Annotated in this window: 15 protein-coding genes and 1 other annotated feature; of the genes, 12 read left to right on the top strand and 3 right to left on the bottom strand. The window is 37.7% G+C overall.

The window, feature by feature from the left end; all coding sequences use genetic code 11:
• Positions 1-6: 6 nt before the first annotated feature.
• Complete coding sequence (locus H131_RS18545) at positions 7-1,890, top strand: CotH kinase family protein (RefSeq protein ID WP_010860659.1); 1,884 nt, start codon at positions 7-9, stop codon at positions 1,888-1,890.
• A gap of 93 nt (positions 1,891-1,983) precedes the next feature.
• Complete coding sequence (locus tag H131_RS18540; RefSeq protein ID WP_010860658.1) at positions 1,984-2,586, top strand: class I SAM-dependent methyltransferase; 603 nt, start codon at positions 1,984-1,986, stop codon at positions 2,584-2,586.
• A 272-nt stretch (positions 2,587-2,858) separates the two neighbouring features.
• On the opposite strand, the gene proS is transcribed toward H131_RS18540, so the two are convergent.
• Entirely contained in the window at positions 2,859-4,295 is a 1,437-nt protein-coding gene (proS, locus tag H131_RS18535; RefSeq protein WP_010860657.1) for a proline--tRNA ligase, read from the bottom strand.
• A 60-nt stretch (positions 4,296-4,355) separates the two neighbouring features.
• Positions 4,356-4,575: a binding site (T-box leader), on the bottom strand.
• A gap of 478 nt (positions 4,576-5,053) precedes the next feature.
• On the opposite strand from proS, the gene H131_RS18530 reads away from it, so the two are divergent.
• From H131_RS18530 to H131_RS18505, 6 genes are all read left to right on the top strand, one after another.
• On the top strand, positions 5,054-6,256 hold the full coding sequence (locus H131_RS18530) for an ABC transporter substrate-binding protein (protein ID WP_010860656.1): 1,203 nt from the start codon (positions 5,054-5,056) through the stop codon (positions 6,254-6,256).
• A gap of 208 nt (positions 6,257-6,464) precedes the next feature.
• The gene (locus H131_RS18525) at positions 6,465-7,340 is read left to right on the top strand and encodes a branched-chain amino acid ABC transporter permease (RefSeq protein ID WP_010860655.1); all 876 of its coding nucleotides are present in this window, start codon (positions 6,465-6,467) and stop codon (positions 7,338-7,340) included.
• 13 nt (positions 7,341-7,353) lie between these two features.
• The gene (locus tag H131_RS18520) at positions 7,354-8,289 is read left to right on the top strand and encodes a branched-chain amino acid ABC transporter permease (protein ID WP_010860654.1); all 936 of its coding nucleotides are present in this window, start codon (positions 7,354-7,356) and stop codon (positions 8,287-8,289) included.
• A complete protein-coding gene (locus H131_RS18515) occupies positions 8,289-9,068 on the top strand; it encodes an ABC transporter ATP-binding protein (RefSeq protein ID WP_010860653.1) in 780 nt (259 codons plus the stop codon). Before H131_RS18520 ends, H131_RS18515 begins: the two co-directional genes overlap by 1 nt.
• A complete protein-coding gene (locus tag H131_RS18510; RefSeq protein WP_010860652.1) occupies positions 9,068-9,775 on the top strand; it encodes an ABC transporter ATP-binding protein in 708 nt (235 codons plus the stop codon). Before H131_RS18515 ends, H131_RS18510 begins: the two co-directional genes overlap by 1 nt.
• A 183-nt stretch (positions 9,776-9,958) precedes the next feature.
• Positions 9,959-10,456, top strand: coding sequence for a cupin domain-containing protein (locus tag H131_RS18505; RefSeq protein WP_010860651.1), 498 nt, complete (start codon positions 9,959-9,961; stop codon positions 10,454-10,456).
• A 150-nt stretch (positions 10,457-10,606) separates the two neighbouring features.
• Here H131_RS18505 and H131_RS18500 read toward each other — a convergent pair whose 3' ends face one another.
• Together H131_RS18500 and rluF are read right to left on the bottom strand one after the other, a co-directional pair.
• Complete coding sequence (locus H131_RS18500) at positions 10,607-11,326, bottom strand: DUF6904 family protein (protein ID WP_010860650.1); 720 nt, start codon at positions 11,324-11,326, stop codon at positions 10,607-10,609.
• Between the two features lie 23 nt (positions 11,327-11,349).
• Complete coding sequence (gene rluF / locus H131_RS18495; RefSeq protein ID WP_010860649.1) at positions 11,350-12,051, bottom strand: 23S rRNA pseudouridine(2604) synthase RluF; 702 nt, start codon at positions 12,049-12,051, stop codon at positions 11,350-11,352.
• Positions 12,052-12,293: 242 nt separating this feature from the next.
• Between rluF and adh the strand changes: the two genes are divergently transcribed.
• From adh to H131_RS18475, 4 genes are all read left to right on the top strand, one after another.
• Complete coding sequence (adh, locus tag H131_RS18490) at positions 12,294-13,814, top strand: aldehyde dehydrogenase (RefSeq protein ID WP_010860648.1); 1,521 nt, start codon at positions 12,294-12,296, stop codon at positions 13,812-13,814.
• A 21-nt stretch (positions 13,815-13,835) separates the two neighbouring features.
• Positions 13,836-14,198, top strand: coding sequence for a DUF779 domain-containing protein (locus H131_RS18485; RefSeq protein WP_010860647.1), 363 nt, complete (start codon positions 13,836-13,838; stop codon positions 14,196-14,198).
• Between the two features lie 395 nt (positions 14,199-14,593).
• Positions 14,594-15,562 (top strand): DUF4003 family protein, encoded by a 969-nt coding sequence (locus H131_RS18480; protein ID WP_010860646.1) that lies wholly within the window; start codon positions 14,594-14,596, stop codon positions 15,560-15,562.
• 44 nt (positions 15,563-15,606) lie between these two features.
• Positions 15,607-17,034 (top strand): aldehyde dehydrogenase family protein, encoded by a 1,428-nt coding sequence (locus tag H131_RS18475; RefSeq protein ID WP_010860645.1) that lies wholly within the window; start codon positions 15,607-15,609, stop codon positions 17,032-17,034.
• Positions 17,035-17,047 lie beyond the last annotated feature (13 nt).

The following is a 17,047-nucleotide window of genomic DNA, read 5'->3' as shown; positions in this document are numbered from 1 at the left end:
CACATTATGATTAAAAACCGAGTTGTTTATTCATGTATGGCAATTCTACTCGCGCTCTTTATCGTGATGTTAGCAATACTCCCGAATATAGGAATAAAAACAAAAAGCAATGAATTTTCCTATGAAACACTTGTTTTTAATAAGAATAAAGTTACAACAGTAGACATTGAAATCGCTGAAGAAGATTGGGAAGATATGCTTGAAAATGCTGAGGAAGAGGAATTTAAGCAAGCAAATATCACTGTGAATGGGAAAAGAGTTGAAAACGTAGCTATTCGTACAAAAGGCAATATCTCACTGAGTTCAGTTGTTAATAGCGATTCAGATCGTTATAGTTTAAAAATTGACTTTGACTACTATGATCATACAAAGAGCCTATTTGGCTTAAAAAAAATGAATTTAAACAATAACTATAGTGATTCAACATTAATGCGTGAATACATTTCATATGAATTAATGGAAAAAATGGGGCTACCAACTCCGGCACATTCGTATATGTACATTACAGTTAATGGTGAGGAACGTGGTTTATATTTAGGTGTAGAAGCAGTGGATGAAACTTTTCTCGCAAATAACTACGGTTCAAATAGTGGTTTCCTCTTCAAGCCAGACGGTGTAGGCAGTGATTTGCAATATATTAGTGACAATATCTCAGATTATAAGGGAATAAACTTAAAAACAAATGAGGGAAATAGTGATAAGTCAAAATTAGTTGAAATGCTAGATGCTATTAATAATGACGGTGATATTGAGAAATATATCGATGTCGATGAAATGCTTCGATATTTTGCTGTCAACACTGCTATTGTAAATTTAGATAGCTATCAAGGGAGATTGAAGCACAATTACTATTTGTATGAGGATAAGGGTGTATTCTCAATTATTCCATGGGATTATAATATGTCATTTGGAGGCCTTGGTGGAGATATAAAAACGGCTGGTGGTGCAAATATTTTAAACAAATCAATTGATAATGATGAAACATTTGAAATGGAGAGTATGGATTCAGCTGATTCTATAGTTAACAAGGATACCATCCAACAAAAACAACAATTTCCAGCTAACGATACACCACCGCTGATAAATGATCAAGACGGTTGGAATATTGGTCAAGATAATCTTAATCAAGATGATGGCACGCCACAGGATGGTTCACAACAAAATGGAGGTCTTCCACAAGGTACTATGAACATGGATATGCTCATGGATATGTCATCCAACTTAATGTCTGATAGTGCTATTAATTTTAGCATAAAGGATCCAGTGTTTGGTGTGACGTTAGAAGAGCGTCCTTTATTAAACGTGCTTCTTTCAAATGACGAATATCGTAAGGTCTATGAAAACTATTTGGAAGAACTAGCGAAAAAGTATTTAACAGAGGAATATTTCCAGAATATAACGAATGGATTATCTGCTATGCTGACAACGTATGTAGAAGCGGATCCAACTAAGTTTTCAACAACAGCACAATTTCTAGAGGGTGTACAAGGAGAGAATAGCCTACCTGAATTTGCTAAACAACGGTCAGCGTCTATTTTAAAGCAACTCTCAGGTGAATTAGTCATAGAAGCGAACCCAGGCAACGATATGCAGGGGGGAGAACCATTTCCGGAGGATTTTGCGTTTAAATTTGACTCTCAATTACCAGAAGACTTTGATCCATCACAAATGCCCCAAGGACCCCCGCAAATGAATGTGGAGGGTAATCAAGATGGAGACATTCATAAGCAAGGGCAAGTAGGTGGCAAGATAGGTCCCAACAAAGGTAATGAACAAGTGGTACAACCATCAGGGATTGATAAGAATACAACCATTACGTCAGGTGTTTTATGTATTGTATTACTTCTAGCACTTACATTTGTTTTCCGTTTCAATCGAAGAGGCATATAAAAAATAAACCATATCCGAAACTTTAGGGTATGGTTTTTAGCGCTTCACATGCTAAAATAAAGCATTCATTTTTCGAGGGAGTCCTACAAAGTTATGAATGATCAACAATTTGATAAATATTTGCATATTAATACGGTAGGCGATCAATATGGTTTTCCAAAACTTGCCCATTACCATCGCTATGAACCTACCCCATATACAGGACTTGACCAACTATTTCAGCAGTATGAGTTACCTAAAAATCCAGTATTTATCGATATAGGATGTGGAAAAGGGCGTGTCCCTATTTATATTAACGATAAGTTCCATATTCCAACGGTAGGTATCGAAATGGATGCAGGTTTTTATGCAGAAGCGGAGCACAATAAGGAAAGCTACCGCAAAAGAAAGGGTCCGCGAGCTTCTATTTCCTTTGTTCATTCAATTGCAGAGGCATACCCTATTAAACCAAAAGACAATGTGTTTTTCTTTTTTAACCCGTTTTCCATCAATATTTTTTGTACAGTCATTCACAATATATGGGAATCGTATGAACGGAATAGGCGTGAAATTCATATTATTTTATATTATCCACCCTATGATTATTTACAATTTTTACACCAGGGTACCCCTTTTGAATTACTCCACGAGGTCCATCTAGAAAATGAAACAAATGTCAATGAACGACTTTGCGTTTTTGCATTGAAAAAAGCTTAGAGTGTGCCTACGATCCCATCTCCAAGCTTTTTAGTGTTGTGTGTCAATGACAGGAAGGTGGATAAGCTTCACCTAGTTCAATATAAGAATTATCTGTTTCACAATCGTTCTGGTGCGTTATGTGACATATGAAGATATTTTTAGGGAGGTTGGACAATGTATGTAATAGCGGCGTACAAATTTACTCTTACTTCTTATTATGAAAAATCCCTCTAGCTAAGATTGTAGCTGGAGGGATAAAAATTAGTGAAATTATGCTAATTCTATGATGTTTAGTATGCGCGAGCAAACCAAACTGTGTGTTTTGCCTCGTTTCCGCAATAAATACAATTCGACTTTTTTATTGGAGGATTAAATGGAATATTTCGAGATGTAAATTTTGTTTCATCTTTTACTTTTTGTTCACAAATATTTTTACCACACCATCCAGCCAAAATCCACCCAGGAATATTTTTATTGGCTTTACTATTTGTAATATGATCTTGTAACTGTTGTAGTGAATCAATTGTTATATGTGAATTAGCATCTCGAAATTGTCGGGCCTTTTCGAGTAGGCGCTTTTGCATCACATTTAATTCTTCCTCAATGACATCATTTAATCGATCAAGCTCAACTGTTATTTTTTCTTCTTCATCACGAAGCTTTACTACTACTTGATGGTTTTGAAAATCACGAGGACCAAATTCTATGCGAAGTGATGCCCCTTTTTGTTCCCATTTATTAAATTTGAACCCTGGTGTTAAATCGGAATCATCTAATTTTACACGAATTCCTTTAGCTTTTAATACCTTGTATATGTCCTCTAACTTCTCTAGTATCTCAGGATGCTTTTTAAATGGACCAACTGGAATTAAAACGACTTGGGTTGGAGCAATTTTAGGTGGTAATACCAGACCTCGTTCATCCCCGTGTACCATAATAACAGAGCCTATTAAGCGAGTAGATGTGCCCCAAGAAGTAGTGTGAACATATTCATGTTGGTTGTTTTTATTTAAATATTTTATATCAAATGCCTCGGCAAATTTTGTGCCAAGATAATGGGATGTCCCTGCTTGTACAGCTTTTCCATCTTTCATCATCGCTTCAATTGAAAATGTATCAATTGCGCCTGCAAAGCGCTCTGATTCTGTTTTTGTTCCATCAAGTACAGGAATAGCTAGTAAATCTTCTACTACTTTTTTATAAATATTTAGCATTTGCAACGTTTCATGCCGCGCTTCTTCTTCCTCTGCATGAGCTGTATGCCCTTCTTGCCATAAAAATTCTGAAGTACGAATAAAAGGTAAGGTTTTCTTCTCCCAGCGAAAAACGTTCGCCCATTGATTAAGTAACAGTGGTAAATCGCGATAACTTTTAATCCAATTTGAATACAAATAACCTATCATTGTTTCAGAAGTTGGACGCAATGCTAAGCGCTCTTCTAATTGTTCTCCAGCGGCTTCAGTAACCCAAGGTAATTCAGGTGAAAAACCTTCTATATGATCCTTTTCTTTTTGAAAAAATGATTCTGGAATTAGCATTGGAAAATACGCATTTCGATGTCCAGTTTCTTTAAAATGATAATCCATTTCTGCTTGAATATGCTCCCAAATTTCATAGCCATCAGGTTTAAATGCAATACATCCTCTCACTGGTGTATAGTCCATTAAATCTGCATTTTGAATTGTTTCTATATACCATTTTGTAAACTCATTTTGCTGAATCGTCATAATTGCTCCTCCTTAGTTATTGATAAATGTAAAATAAAAAAGCACAAAGCTATCCTTCTAACTAAGGACGTCTTTATGCTTTAGCAAACGTGGTACCACCTATTTTTAGTTTTATAAAATAAATAAAACTCTCTAGCGTTTTGTAACGGAAACGAACCGGTTATGTTTTCATAACTTCTCCGTGGTAGGTTTCGGTAAAGAATCGGTGGTATAGCTCTCAGCAATTACTATACTCTCTGTAACACTTCCTTTACTTACTTGGTCACATCATCGAAATATATTTTTAATATTTTAACAAAGCATACAAAATAATACAAGCGTGACATTGAGCACACATTTTTATTTTCCCGGAAATAAAAATACATAAGTCCATTTTCTATTATGAGTTGGCTGTTAGTATTTCCAAAATGAAAGTTATTTTATATTCAAGAGGTTTTTCTAATTGTAGAACAAGCAATTTTTAAAAAAAAGATGGATTTTTTATTTAACCTTTAGGAAATTTAATTAATTTAAATGATTGTTTTATACTAATTTCACCCAACAATTAATAGATAATTCTCAAAAAACTAATTATACTGAAAAATCACTCTAGACTAAATATAAAGAATGTTTTACAATGTAAAAGGCTTAAATGAATAATATTTGGTTTCAAAAATAGATAGTTATAAATAATTATTTTTGCTATTGAGGAAATGCATTTAATTGTTTATAATTATCAGAAATATCTAATATTTTAGAATTTTCAGGGGGAATTAATTATGAAAGAGAACAAAAAGCTTAAAAAGTTCGGTTCACTTCTAGTCGCTTCTTCACTTCTTGGTGGCGTACTTGCTGGTTGCGGTGCTGGAGACGATTCAAGTTCAGGAGGCAGTTCATCTGACAGCGATACGATCAAAATTGGTGCCAATTTAGAACTTTCGGGCAACGTAGCATCTTACGGTTCTTCAATTGGTGTAGGAGCTGAGCTTGCAGTTAAAGAAATTAACGAAGCTGGTGGTATCGATGGTAAGAAAATCGAACTTATTAAAGTAGATAACAAATCAGAAAACTCTGAGGCAACTGCCGCTGCTATTAAACTAGCAACACAAGATAAAGTTGTAGCGATGCTAGCGCCAGCAACTTCTGGTAACACAGTAGCAACGGTGCAAATTGCTAATGATAACAAAATTCCTATCGTTACAGGATCAGGTACGGCACCAAATATCACAGTAAATGATGATGGTAGCGTAAATGAATATGCATTCCGTACATGCTTCATTGACCCATTCCAAGGGATTGTAGCCGCTAACTTTGCTGCTGGTGAACTTGATGCGAAAAATGTAGCTATTTTTGCTGATAATGCTTCTGACTATGCAAAAGGTTTAGCGAAGTCATTTAAAGAAACAATCACTAAAAATGGCGGTACTGTTGTAAAAGAGGAAGCTTATGTGGCAAAAGATACGGACTTCCGTACACAATTAACAAATATTAAAGCAACGAACCCTGATTTCATATTTATCCCTGGATACTATGAAGAGGTTGGTTTGATTGTAAAGCAAGCACGTGAAATGGGTATTACCGTGCCGCTTATGGGGGCTGATGGTTGGGATTCACCAACTCTAATAGAGTTAGCGGGTGCTGATGCGCTTAATAATACGTTCATCACAAACCATTACTCTGCGGAAGATCCAGATAAAAAAATTCAAGATTTCGTAAAAGCGTTTAAGTCAGCAAACAGCGACAAAGCACCAGATGCATTTAATGCACTTGGCTATGACACTATTTATTACATTGCAGATGCCATCAAACGCGCAGGTTCTACTGACGGCGAAGCCATTAAAAATGAATTAGCTGGAACAAAAGATCTTTCTTTAGTAACAGGTACATTCTCAGTTGACGAAAATCATAACCCAATTAAAACAGCAACAGTTCTTGAATTTAAAGACGGTAAACAAGTGTTCAACTCTAAAGTAAATCCTTAACTTTTGGCAAGGGGGGAGGCGGGCAAACTCGTCTTCCCTTTTTCTGTTTTATAGACAACTAGACGTATAGAAAAAAGCATAGATTCTAGCATAAGGAATCGGAAATAACTGTTTACGAAGGGGCACAGGTTTTTCTGCATTCACTAAATTATGTAGAAATGCGTCCCGTTTTTGCATTGCTTAATAAATTATAAAGGAGTGAACGCTCATGGAATGGATACAGCAACTTGTGAATGGGATTTCACTAGGTAGTATCTACGCGTTAATAGCGTTAGGGTATACGATGGTATACGGTATTATTAAGCTAATTAACTTTGCCCACGGTGATGTTTTCATGATTGGGGCATTTATTGGCTTTTATGCAATTGCTAAATGGGAGCTTGGCTTCTTCCCAGCATTATTATTGGCAATGGCAGTTTGCGCAATCTTTGGTGTGTTAATTGAACGTATTGCTTACAAGCGTTTACGAAATGCAACACGCATTGCTGCATTGATAACAGCAATCGGTGTTTCGCTATTAATCGAATATACAACCATTTTCTTCAGAGGCGCCCAACCAGCGGCTTATCCTGAAGTATTTAAAAATAGAACATTTGATGTCTTTGGTGTTCAAATTAGCAGTACCTCAATTTTAATTTTATCTGTCGCTGTCGTACTGATGATTCTTTTACAATTCATCGTACATAAAACAAAAATCGGCAAGGCGATGCGTGCAGTATCACATGATGCTGATGCAGCCCGCCTAATGGGCATTAACGTAGATAATACAATTTCGGCGACATTTGCAATTGGTTCAGCGTTAGCAGGTGCCGCGGGCGTTATCTTCGGTGTGTACTATACAAAAATTGATCCTTTAATGGGTGTTATTCCAGGGGTTAAGGCATTCATTGCAGCGGTTCTTGGGGGTATTGGTATTATTCCAGGAGCGATGGTTGGCGGCATGCTACTAGGTGTTGTGGAATCCATGGTAAGTGCACTTGGGTACTCTTTATGGCGCGATGCTGCGGCATTCGTTATCTTAATTTTAATCTTAATCTTCAGACCATCGGGTATCTTTGGTAAAAACGCCCGCGAGAAAGTGTAGGTGAGCGGTAATTATGAAAAAGTCTAAAATTTTCTGGGGCTATGCTGTATTAGCGCTAGTCATCTATGCAGTTGTTCAGGCGCTTATTACAACAGGAACAATTGATATGTATTACAAAAATATGTTAATTACAATGTGTATTAACATCATGCTTGCAGTCAGCTTGCACATCGTAATTGGTATTACTGGCCAATTCTCGATTGGGCATGCCGGGTTCTTAGCAGTTGGTGCCTATATTTCAGCTATCATTACAACGAAGCTAATGCTACCGTTCCCATTAGCCATTTTCTTGGGGGCTCTTGCAGCAGCTGTAGCTGGTTTAATAGTAGGTATCCCAACGTTGCGTTTAAAAGGGGACTATTTAGCCATTGCAACGCTTGGGTTCGCGGAAATTATACGTATTGTATTTTTAAATACGGACTATGTTGGTGGCGCAGCGGGTATGCAGGTTAAGTATTTATCGACTTGGACTTATGCGTTCGTAGGTGTGGTGTTAACAATTGTAGTTATCGCAAACTTCACAAATTCACGTCATGGTCGTGCGTGTATCTCAATTCGTGAAGACGAAATTGCTGCAGATGCAATGGGTATTAACACAACATACTATAAAGTTGTGGCGTTTGCGATTGGTTCATTCTTTGCGGGTCTTGCCGGGGCCATTTTCGCACATAATTTCTACATTATTCAACCGACAACTTTCGGTTTCTTAAAATCATTTGATATTTTAATTTACGTGGTACTTGGTGGTTTAGGAAGTCTTTCAGGTTCTGTAATCGCGGCAATATTCTTGACGGTTGTTTCAACATATCTAGCGAATTTCCCCGAAACACGGATGATTATTTACAGTTTGGTACTTATAATCGTAATGCTATATCGTCCAAAGGGGTTAATGGGGACAAAAGAAATTACGGACTTATTCAAGTTTGGTAAAAAAGGAGGTACAAAATAATGACTGGCAACCTTCTTATCAACGTGGAAAATATGGGCATTCAATTTGGTGGTTTAAAGGCAGTACAGGGCGTTAATATGTACCTACATCAAGGTGAATTAGTTGGTCTTATTGGCCCCAATGGTGCTGGTAAAACGACGAGCTTCAATATGCTAACTGGGGTGTATACGCCAACTGAAGGTACGATTACATTTGACGGTAAAAAGATAAACGGTCTTGCACCTTACCAAGTAACACAAAAAGGAATCAGCCGTACGTTCCAAAATATCCGTCTATTTAAAGAACTATCTGTTTTAGATAATGTAAAAGTCGCGAACCATTCACTTGCTAAACACTCCATGTGGGCTTCAATTTTTCGTTTGCCGAATCACTTTAAAGGTGAAGCAACAATGGAGCAGCAATCTTTTGAGTTCTTAAAAATCTTTGGTTTAGACATTTATCAAGATGAGCTAGCAAAAAACCTTCCGTATGGGATGCAACGCCGCCTAGAAATTGCGCGTGCATTAGCAGCAAATCCGAAGTTATTATTACTGGATGAGCCAGCCGCAGGGATGAATCCACAAGAAACACACGACTTAATGGAATTAATTGCTTTTATTCGTAAAGAATTTGGTTTAACTATTCTGCTAATCGAGCATGATATGAGCTTAGTAATGGGAATTTGCGAACGGATTTACGTACTCGATCATGGTCAATTAATTGCAGACGGAACACCAGAAGAAATTCGCAACAATCCAAAGGTAATTGAAGCTTACCTAGGTGAGGAGGTTATCAGCTAATGCTAAAAGTACAAAATATTGATGTATTCTACGGAAACATCCAAGCATTAAAGGGCCTCTCTTTAGAAGTAAACGAGGGTGAAATTGTAACGTTAATCGGTGCCAATGGCGCTGGCAAAAGTACATTATTAAAAACATTGTCAGGCCTACTAAAACCAAAGGGTGGCATCATCGAATATGAAGGCTTCTCTATTGCTGGAAAGGCTGCACAAACGATTGTAAAATCAGGTATTTCACATGTGCCAGAAGGTCGCCGTGTATTTGCCAATATGTCAGTAGAAGAAAACCTAGAGCTTGGGGCATATCTTCGTAATGATAAAGTGGGTATTAAAAAGGATATGGATCATGTATTCGAGTTATTTCCTCGTCTTGAGGAGCGTCGTAAGCAGCAATCAGGGACATTATCCGGTGGTGAGCAGCAGATGCTTGCGATGGGCCGAGCATTAATGGCAAAACCGAAGTTACTATTAATGGATGAACCTTCAATGGGGCTGGCGCCATTAATGGTGAAAAATATCTTCAATATTATCGAAAAAGTCAACAAAGAAGGTACAACAGTGCTTCTTGTAGAGCAGAATGCGAACATGGCGCTATCCGTAGCGAATCGAGCATATGTACTAGAAACTGGCCGTATCGTATTAGCTGGTACAGCAAAAGAACTGCAAGAAAGTGAACAAGTAAAAGCAGCGTATCTAGGTGGTCTATAAGGAAGTTGGAGGTATCTCATAATTATTTGAGATACCTCTTTTTCATTTTTGTATGAGTGACGGATAAAAGTGAGGAAGTGGCGGATAGAATCGATGAAGTGACGGATAAAACCGACAAAACAACGGATAGCGGTGGCATCAGACCTTTGTTTTTTGGTAAGGTGGGAGAAAGGAGTGAGGTTTTTGCAGTATTCAGCACAATATTTCATTGATAAATTAAATTTAGCAGAGCATCCAGAGGGAGGTTACTATATTTCTTCGTTTAGATCGGCTGACGAAATGGCGGTAAGGGATGTAACAAGACCAATTTATACGAGCATTTATTTTCTACTACGTTCGCAGGATATATCACATTTACATCGTTTAAAATCTGATGAGCTTTGGTATTATCATGCTGGCAGCCCACTAACTGTCCATATGATTTACCCTGATGGTACATATGAGGCTAAGAAATTAGGATTAAATATGGAGGCAGGCGAGGTGCCACAAGTAGCTGTGCCGAAGAACACAATTTTTGGCTCGTCTGTAGAGGATACTAATACATTTAGTTTAGTTGGCTGTATGGTGGCTCCTGGCTTTGACTTTGCGGATTTTGAATTGTTTACACAAGAAGAGCTTTTAGCAGATTATCCGCAGCTCGAAGCTGTCATTCATAAAATGGCGTATAAGACAATTAAATAGCAAAAGAGCCGACTTAAAGTACTTCGAGTCGGCTCTTTTTGCGTGAAAGAGAAGCGACGGCAGCAAAGCTTTTGCTGCGCCAAAAATGTAAACTCAGCGCCAAAAGTGAGTTGAAAAAATTCGCTTTTAGTTATTGAACAAGGTCTTGATTTACCAAAGAATTTCTTCTGGGTAGTTTGCATGGATTTGAATTTCGTGCAGCGCCTTTTTGCTTGTTATTGCAGCTTCCATCAGCTGTGATTTGAGTGCTACATATTCTTCGTCCTCAAGCATTAATCGGAGAGCGAAGGCTGCTAAATGAGCCTTACGTTCCTCCGTATTTAAATGTATATATTCTAAATCCAATATGTCTACGTATTGCGTAGCGTAACGGAAGGTCAGTGGACTTTTCGTATGGAGCATTCTTAAAAACACTAAAAATTCTTCTTCACCGAGCTCCTGCTCTAAGCACTGTGCAACGGATGCTTGGAATTTGCGAATGGTTGCAATATAAATATTCCACTCTGAAGAATCGATGAGCTCTTGGTGCAAACGGATAAAGTCATTTAAAGCAATCGCTGTAAAAATAAGCTCGGGCCATAGAACTTCCGTTGCATAATAGACATTTTTATTTGGAAAAATAATTTCATGCTGAGTAAGCACACTTTTATTGAGTCCATTATTAACAAATTCAAGCAGGTGGTCGCCTTGTGCTGCATGGCGAAGATTATAGCAAATACCAAGGATTCGCTGACGCGCACCTTGGTAATCGTAATATTTGTTTTCATCACCAGTTACTTTGTAAATCGCATTAATGAGTTGATCTAAATCCCAAAAGTCGCCACTAATTCGTACGCCAGTCAGCTGTTCGGTACTTTGAATGGAAAGCATAGCGCTATCCCTCTTAATTGCTGTTATTTTGGTGTGTAATTAAGTAGTTTGAATAGTTCTGTTCGTTCTTTGTCAGTTAAATCACGCCACTGCCCAATTTTTAGATTGCCGAGCTTAATATTCATAATACGAATGCGTTGTAACCTTTTAACAGAGTAGCCAAGTGTGGAACACATACGGCGAATTTGGCGGTTTAAACCTTGCTCTAAAATAATTTTAAATACTTTATCCGAAATTTTTTCAACAGAGCAAGGTAAAGTGGTTGTATCTAAAATATTAACCCCTGCCCCCATTTTCGTGATAAATTGCTCTGTAAGAGGCTTATCGACTTGTACAATATATTCTTTTTCGTGATGGTTTTCTGCACGTAATATTTTATTTACAACATCACCGTCATTTGTCAGTAATAATAGTCCCTCTGATTCTTTATCAAGTCGCCCAATATGGAAAATACGTAGGGGGTAATTAACAAAATCCACGACATTTCCTTTTATATGTTGCTCAGTTGTACTTGTAATGCCAATTGGTTTATTTAAGACAATATACACAAGTTGTTGTTCTTTCTTTACCTCTTTTCCGTCTACGCAAACGAGATCGCCTACTTCAACTTGACTTCCAACCGTTGCAAGCTCCCCGTTGATTGTTACTTTACCTTCCTCTACCCATTTGTCAGCACCACGGCGTGATACAATGCCAGTCTCACTCAAATATTTATTAATACGCATACAGTTCTCCTATACATTATTATTATTTTAAGTATACATTATCGTTGGATGCACCGTGAATTCTAAAGCTTTTCTAGCAAAAATAATTTCATTGGAAAATATTTTTTAAAAAGTTGAAATTATTTTTTGTTTCTGACAATATATTGTGTAAGAGAGTTTCTATGAAAATATTGTTATTTCGATATAAAATAGCGATTTTTGTAGATATTTTCTCATTATTTTGTGTAAAGGGGAGAAGTAAAATGGTTTATGCATTTCCAAACACTGAAGGATCGGTAGTTCAATTCAAAGAGAAATATGATAATTACATTGGTGGAGAATGGACACCCCCAGTGAAAGGTCAATACTTTGATAATGTTACTCCTGTTACTGGACAAGTTTTTACACAAACAGCGCGTTCAACTGCTGAGGATATTGAACATGCACTTGATGCAGCACATGCCGCAAAAGATGCATGGGGCCAAACATCTGCAACAGAGCGTGCAAACATTTTACTTAAAATTGCGGACCGCATTGAACAAAACTTAGAAAAGTTAGCCGTTGCCGAGACATGGGATAACGGAAAAGCAGTACGTGAAACATTAAATGCAGATATCCCTCTAGCAATTGATCATTTCCGTTATTTTGCAGGATCTTTACGTGCACAAGAAGGTTCGCTAAGCCAAATCGATAATGATACAGTTGCTTATCACTTCCATGAGCCTATTGGGGTAGTCGGTCAAATTATCCCTTGGAATTTCCCGTTATTAATGGCTGTTTGGAAGCTAGCACCTGCGCTTGCTGCTGGAAACTGTGTGGTGTTAAAACCTGCAGAGCAAACACCAGCTTCGATTATGGTGTTAGTAGAATTAATTGGTGATTTATTGCCACCAGGCGTACTAAATGTTGTCAACGGTTTTGGTTTAGAGGCAGGAAAACCACTTGCATCCAATCCACGTATTGGAAAAATTGCCTTTACAGGTGAAACAACAACAGGTCGTTTAATTATGCAATATGCTTCACAAAACCTTATTCCCGTTACGTTAGAATTGGGTGGAAAGTCTCCTAATATTTTCTTCGAAGATATTATGGACGAAGATGATGCCTTTTTAGATAAAGCAGTAGAAGGCTTTGTATTATTTGCTCTTAATCAGGGCGAAGTATGTACATGTCCTTCCCGTGCATTAATTCAAGAATCTATTTATGATAAGTTTATGGAACGCGTACTGCAACGTGTGGAAGCCATTCAAGTTGGAAATCCATTAGATCCGAATACGATGATGGGTGCACAAGCTTCTAGTGAGCAAATGGAAAAAATCCTGTCTTATTTAGATATAGGTAAGCAAGAGGGCGCTGAGTGTCTCATTGGTGGTGAGAAAAATAATGTAGGTACAGGCTTCGAAAACGGCTACTACATTAAGCCAACTGTCTTTAAAGGATACAACAAAATGCGTATTTTCCAAGAAGAAATCTTCGGGCCAGTTGTGGCAGTTACAACATTTAAAACGAAAGAAGAAGCATTAGAAATTGCGAACGATACATTATATGGTTTAGGCTCTGGTATTTGGACACGTGATATGAATACAGCCTATCGTTTCGGTCGAGGTATTCAAGCAGGTCGTGTTTGGACAAACTGCTACCATGCCTACCCAGCGCATGCTGCGTTCGGCGGCTACAAAATGTCAGGCATCGGTCGCGAAACACATAAGATGATGTTATCTCATTATCAACAAACGAAAAATTTATTAGTTAGCTATAGCGAAAACAAACTAGGTTTCTTCTAATGCGTAAGGGGGTGCGAAGGCGTGGTTGAACGTGTATTAGCAACGGAAAAAGCGCTGGCACTAATCGATTTATTGACAGAAAAACATGGACCAGTTATGTTTCATCAATCGGGTGGATGTTGTGATGGATCGTCTCCAATGTGTTATCCAGAGGGTGACTTACTATTGGGTGATCAGGATGTATGTCTCGGTGAAATTGGTGGTGCACCATTTTATATGCATAAGAATCAATACGATTTTTGGAAGCACACGCAAATTATCTTAGACGTTGTTGATGGTAGAGGCGGTATGTTCTCACTTGAGGGTGTGGAAGGTAAGCGGTTTTTAACAAGATCAAGGGCCTTTTCTACAGAAGAATTAAAAGAATTAGGCTTGATCGAATAGTGTTTCAAAAAAATGATATTGTACAGCTAGTATTATCTTGAAGCGCAATAGCATAAAAATTTAAAAGCAGTGGCAAAAGAACTTCAATGTTTTTTTGCCGCTGTTTTTCTATGCTAATTCTTCTGAAAAAGTTTATGTAAATTTATATTATTTTGAGCGTTACGTAATAGTAAAAAAAGCTGTAATCGATCTTGTAAGGTTTCAGTGAACAACGATTTTTTAATCGTCCTTTCATTCATAATAATCCCCCATTAATTATTGATTTATTTTTATTAAACCATATAAAACCTAGTTACATACATTAATTTAAGTTTACTTTTTATGTTAATTGTTACAAAATGATTGAATCTTTTCGACAAAATATTACGTAAATAATAAAAAGGAGCGTGTTGAAGATGGATATTGTTATAATTGAAAACCAATTTACACAAACGGTGGAGGGCGTAGCGAAGGCGGCTGGATGGTCAGTTGATCGCAAAATCATTTTAGCTATTGCCAGCACGTATGTAGCTTCAGGCAAAACCTTTGATGCGCTAAAATTTAAAGAAGTACTTCAAGAGATGAAGAAGCAAACATCATGGATGTCTCCGCTAAGAGCAAACGTTGGCTATAGTATGGCTGCAAACATCATGGAACAGGATGACATCGAGCAGGCGGTAAAAAACATAATTATAAATGAAAAGATATTAAAGGAAGCAAAATTTAAAAGTGGGAATTTCAATTTTATAGCTGCTCAATTTTTAACAAACATTGAAAGTGAGAAACAGGCACATGCTCAAAAGGCACGTGCCTTGTATGAAGCCATTCGAAAACACCATCGATTTTTAACTTCTTTTGATGATATTCCCTATGCAGTATTACTTAGTAACCCAAATGATGATGTTATCTTACGTGCTGAAACAATGAATCGTTATTATAAAGAGCTTCGTTCGTATAATTTTTATGCAGGTAATGAATTACAATGGCTATCGCAGGTGCTAACGTTTTTATCTCCACAATATGATAGTAATCTTGTGCCAAGTGTTGTTACTATTCGTGACATATTAAAAAAAGTAGATGTAAAAATAAAAACAATGCACTATCCGTTACTGGGATTCTTAGCAATTCTTCAATTGAATAGCGCGCAAATCTCGCAAATTACTGATTTGTACCATGAATTAAAGGGTATGAAATTATTAAAATGGCATCGTGAATTTGTGCTGTTTATGGCAATACAAATTGCTATTCATGATATGGCGAAGGTGCAACAATCATTATCAATGTCCATCATGGCTTCTATCGAGCTCTTAATACAAGCGCAGCAGGCAGCGATGATGGCGGCAGTTACTGCTGCTGTAGTGGCATCTAATTCGAGCTCTTCGTGATAAACTAAGTGAAGAATATTATTTTTCGGAGGTGCTTTTGAAGGATGAAAGAAGCAAAGCTGTGGATAAATGGTCAGTGGCAAGACACGAAGGAATCGTATGATTTAACATCACCCTATAGCGGTGATGTGATTGCGAAGGTTGCTAAGGCAACTGTTCAGGATGTTGAACGAGCAATAGAAGGTGCACAAAAGACATTTCTATCGTTTAAAAAGACAACAGCCTACGAACGTGCCGAAATTTTATATAAAGTGGTGGACATTATGCGCCATCGTAAAGAAGAATTAGCGGAGATTTTGGCGCATGAGGCAGGAAAACCTTTATCGGCAGGCTCAGCTGAAATTGATCGCACAATCGCAACATATCAATTCGCCGCAGAGGGAGCAAAACAAGCAATGGGCGAAACGGTGCCTATGGACGCCGCGCCAGGAGCGGGTGATCGAATTGGTTGGACTAAGCGTGAGCCATTAGGTGTTATTTCTGCTATTACACCTTTTAATTTTCCATTTAACTTAGTAGCACATAAATTAGGCCCTGCTTTTGCAGTGGGTAATACAGTGGTATTAAAACCAGCGACACAAACACCGCTAAGTGCGATTGTAATGGCTGACATTTTTAAAGAAGCAGGTCTGCCAGATGGTGCATTACAAATTGTTACAGGTAGTGGTGGAGAGCTAAGTGATATACTCGTTACACATCCATTTGTGAAAAAGGTGACATTCACAGGAAGTGGTAAGGTTGGACTAGGCATTAAAGAAAAAGTAGGATTGCGCAAAGTAACATTAGAGCTTGGTTCTAATGCTGCGGTTATTGTCGAGCCGTCGACACCAATAGATAAAATTATATCGCGTTGTGTCAGCGGTGCATTTAGTTTTGCTGGACAAGTTTGTATTTCGTTACAACGTATCTATGTACACGCCTCGATTATTGAGGAATTTACGAATGCATTTGTAAAAGAAACCGAAAAGTTAGTCGTAGGTGATCCAGTCGATAAAAAAACAGATGTTAGTGCAATGATCAATCCTGGTGAAGTGGAACGAATTCGCCAATGGATTGAGGAAGCAAAGGCACAAGGCGCGATCGTAGCCACAGGTGGAACGTTCACAGAGCGTACATTAACACCAACAGTTATGACGCATGTGACAGCCGATATGAAAATAATTTGTCAGGAAACATTCGCACCAATCGTCTCAATTGTTTCATATGAAACATTAGACGACGCTATTCGACTAGTGAATGAGTCGGAACTTGGCTTAAATGCAGGAATATATACGAATGTGCTGCCAGATGCATTGCGTGCAGCAGACGAATTACAAGCAGGAGCTATTATTATTAACGATATTCCAACTTTTAGAGTTGATAATATGCCATACGGCGGCGTGAAAATGAGTGGTTACGGACGAGAGGGTATTAAGTGGGCAATTGAGGAAATGACAGATATGAAGTTTATTGCCATGAAAAAATCATTCTAGTTTGCATCAAGTC

Origin of the sequence: Lysinibacillus sphaericus OT4b.31 (assembly GCF_000392615.1) — a bacterium.
Taxonomy (GTDB): Bacteria; Bacillota; Bacilli; order Bacillales_A; family Planococcaceae; genus Lysinibacillus; species Lysinibacillus sphaericus_B.
This window is presented reverse-complemented; position numbering and strand designations above follow the sequence as displayed.

What these genes read in the sequence shown, in the direction of transcription:
- rluF (WP_010860649.1), bottom strand. Translation starts at nt 12,051, where the DNA reads ATGCGTATTAATAAATATTTGAGTGAGACTGGCATTGTATCACGCCGT.
- H131_RS18520 (WP_010860654.1), top strand. Translation starts at nt 7,354, where the DNA reads ATGAAAAAGTCTAAAATTTTCTGGGGCTATGCTGTATTAGCGCTAGTC.
- H131_RS18500 (WP_010860650.1), bottom strand. Translation starts at nt 11,326, where the DNA reads ATGCTTTCCATTCAAAGTACCGAACAGCTGACTGGCGTACGAATTAGT.
- H131_RS18530 (WP_010860656.1), top strand. Translation starts at nt 5,054, where the DNA reads ATGAAAGAGAACAAAAAGCTTAAAAAGTTCGGTTCACTTCTAGTCGCT.
- H131_RS18515 (WP_010860653.1), top strand. Translation starts at nt 8,289, where the DNA reads ATGACTGGCAACCTTCTTATCAACGTGGAAAATATGGGCATTCAATTT.
- H131_RS18480 (WP_010860646.1), top strand. Translation starts at nt 14,594, where the DNA reads ATGGATATTGTTATAATTGAAAACCAATTTACACAAACGGTGGAGGGC.
- H131_RS18475 (WP_010860645.1), top strand. Translation starts at nt 15,607, where the DNA reads ATGAAAGAAGCAAAGCTGTGGATAAATGGTCAGTGGCAAGACACGAAG.
- H131_RS18540 (WP_010860658.1), top strand. Translation starts at nt 1,984, where the DNA reads ATGAATGATCAACAATTTGATAAATATTTGCATATTAATACGGTAGGC.
- H131_RS18545 (WP_010860659.1), top strand. Translation starts at nt 7, where the DNA reads ATGATTAAAAACCGAGTTGTTTATTCATGTATGGCAATTCTACTCGCG.
- adh (WP_010860648.1), top strand. Translation starts at nt 12,294, where the DNA reads ATGGTTTATGCATTTCCAAACACTGAAGGATCGGTAGTTCAATTCAAA.
- proS (WP_010860657.1), bottom strand. Translation starts at nt 4,295, where the DNA reads ATGACGATTCAGCAAAATGAGTTTACAAAATGGTATATAGAAACAATT.
- H131_RS18510 (WP_010860652.1), top strand. Translation starts at nt 9,068, where the DNA reads ATGCTAAAAGTACAAAATATTGATGTATTCTACGGAAACATCCAAGCA.
- H131_RS18525 (WP_010860655.1), top strand. Translation starts at nt 6,465, where the DNA reads ATGGAATGGATACAGCAACTTGTGAATGGGATTTCACTAGGTAGTATC.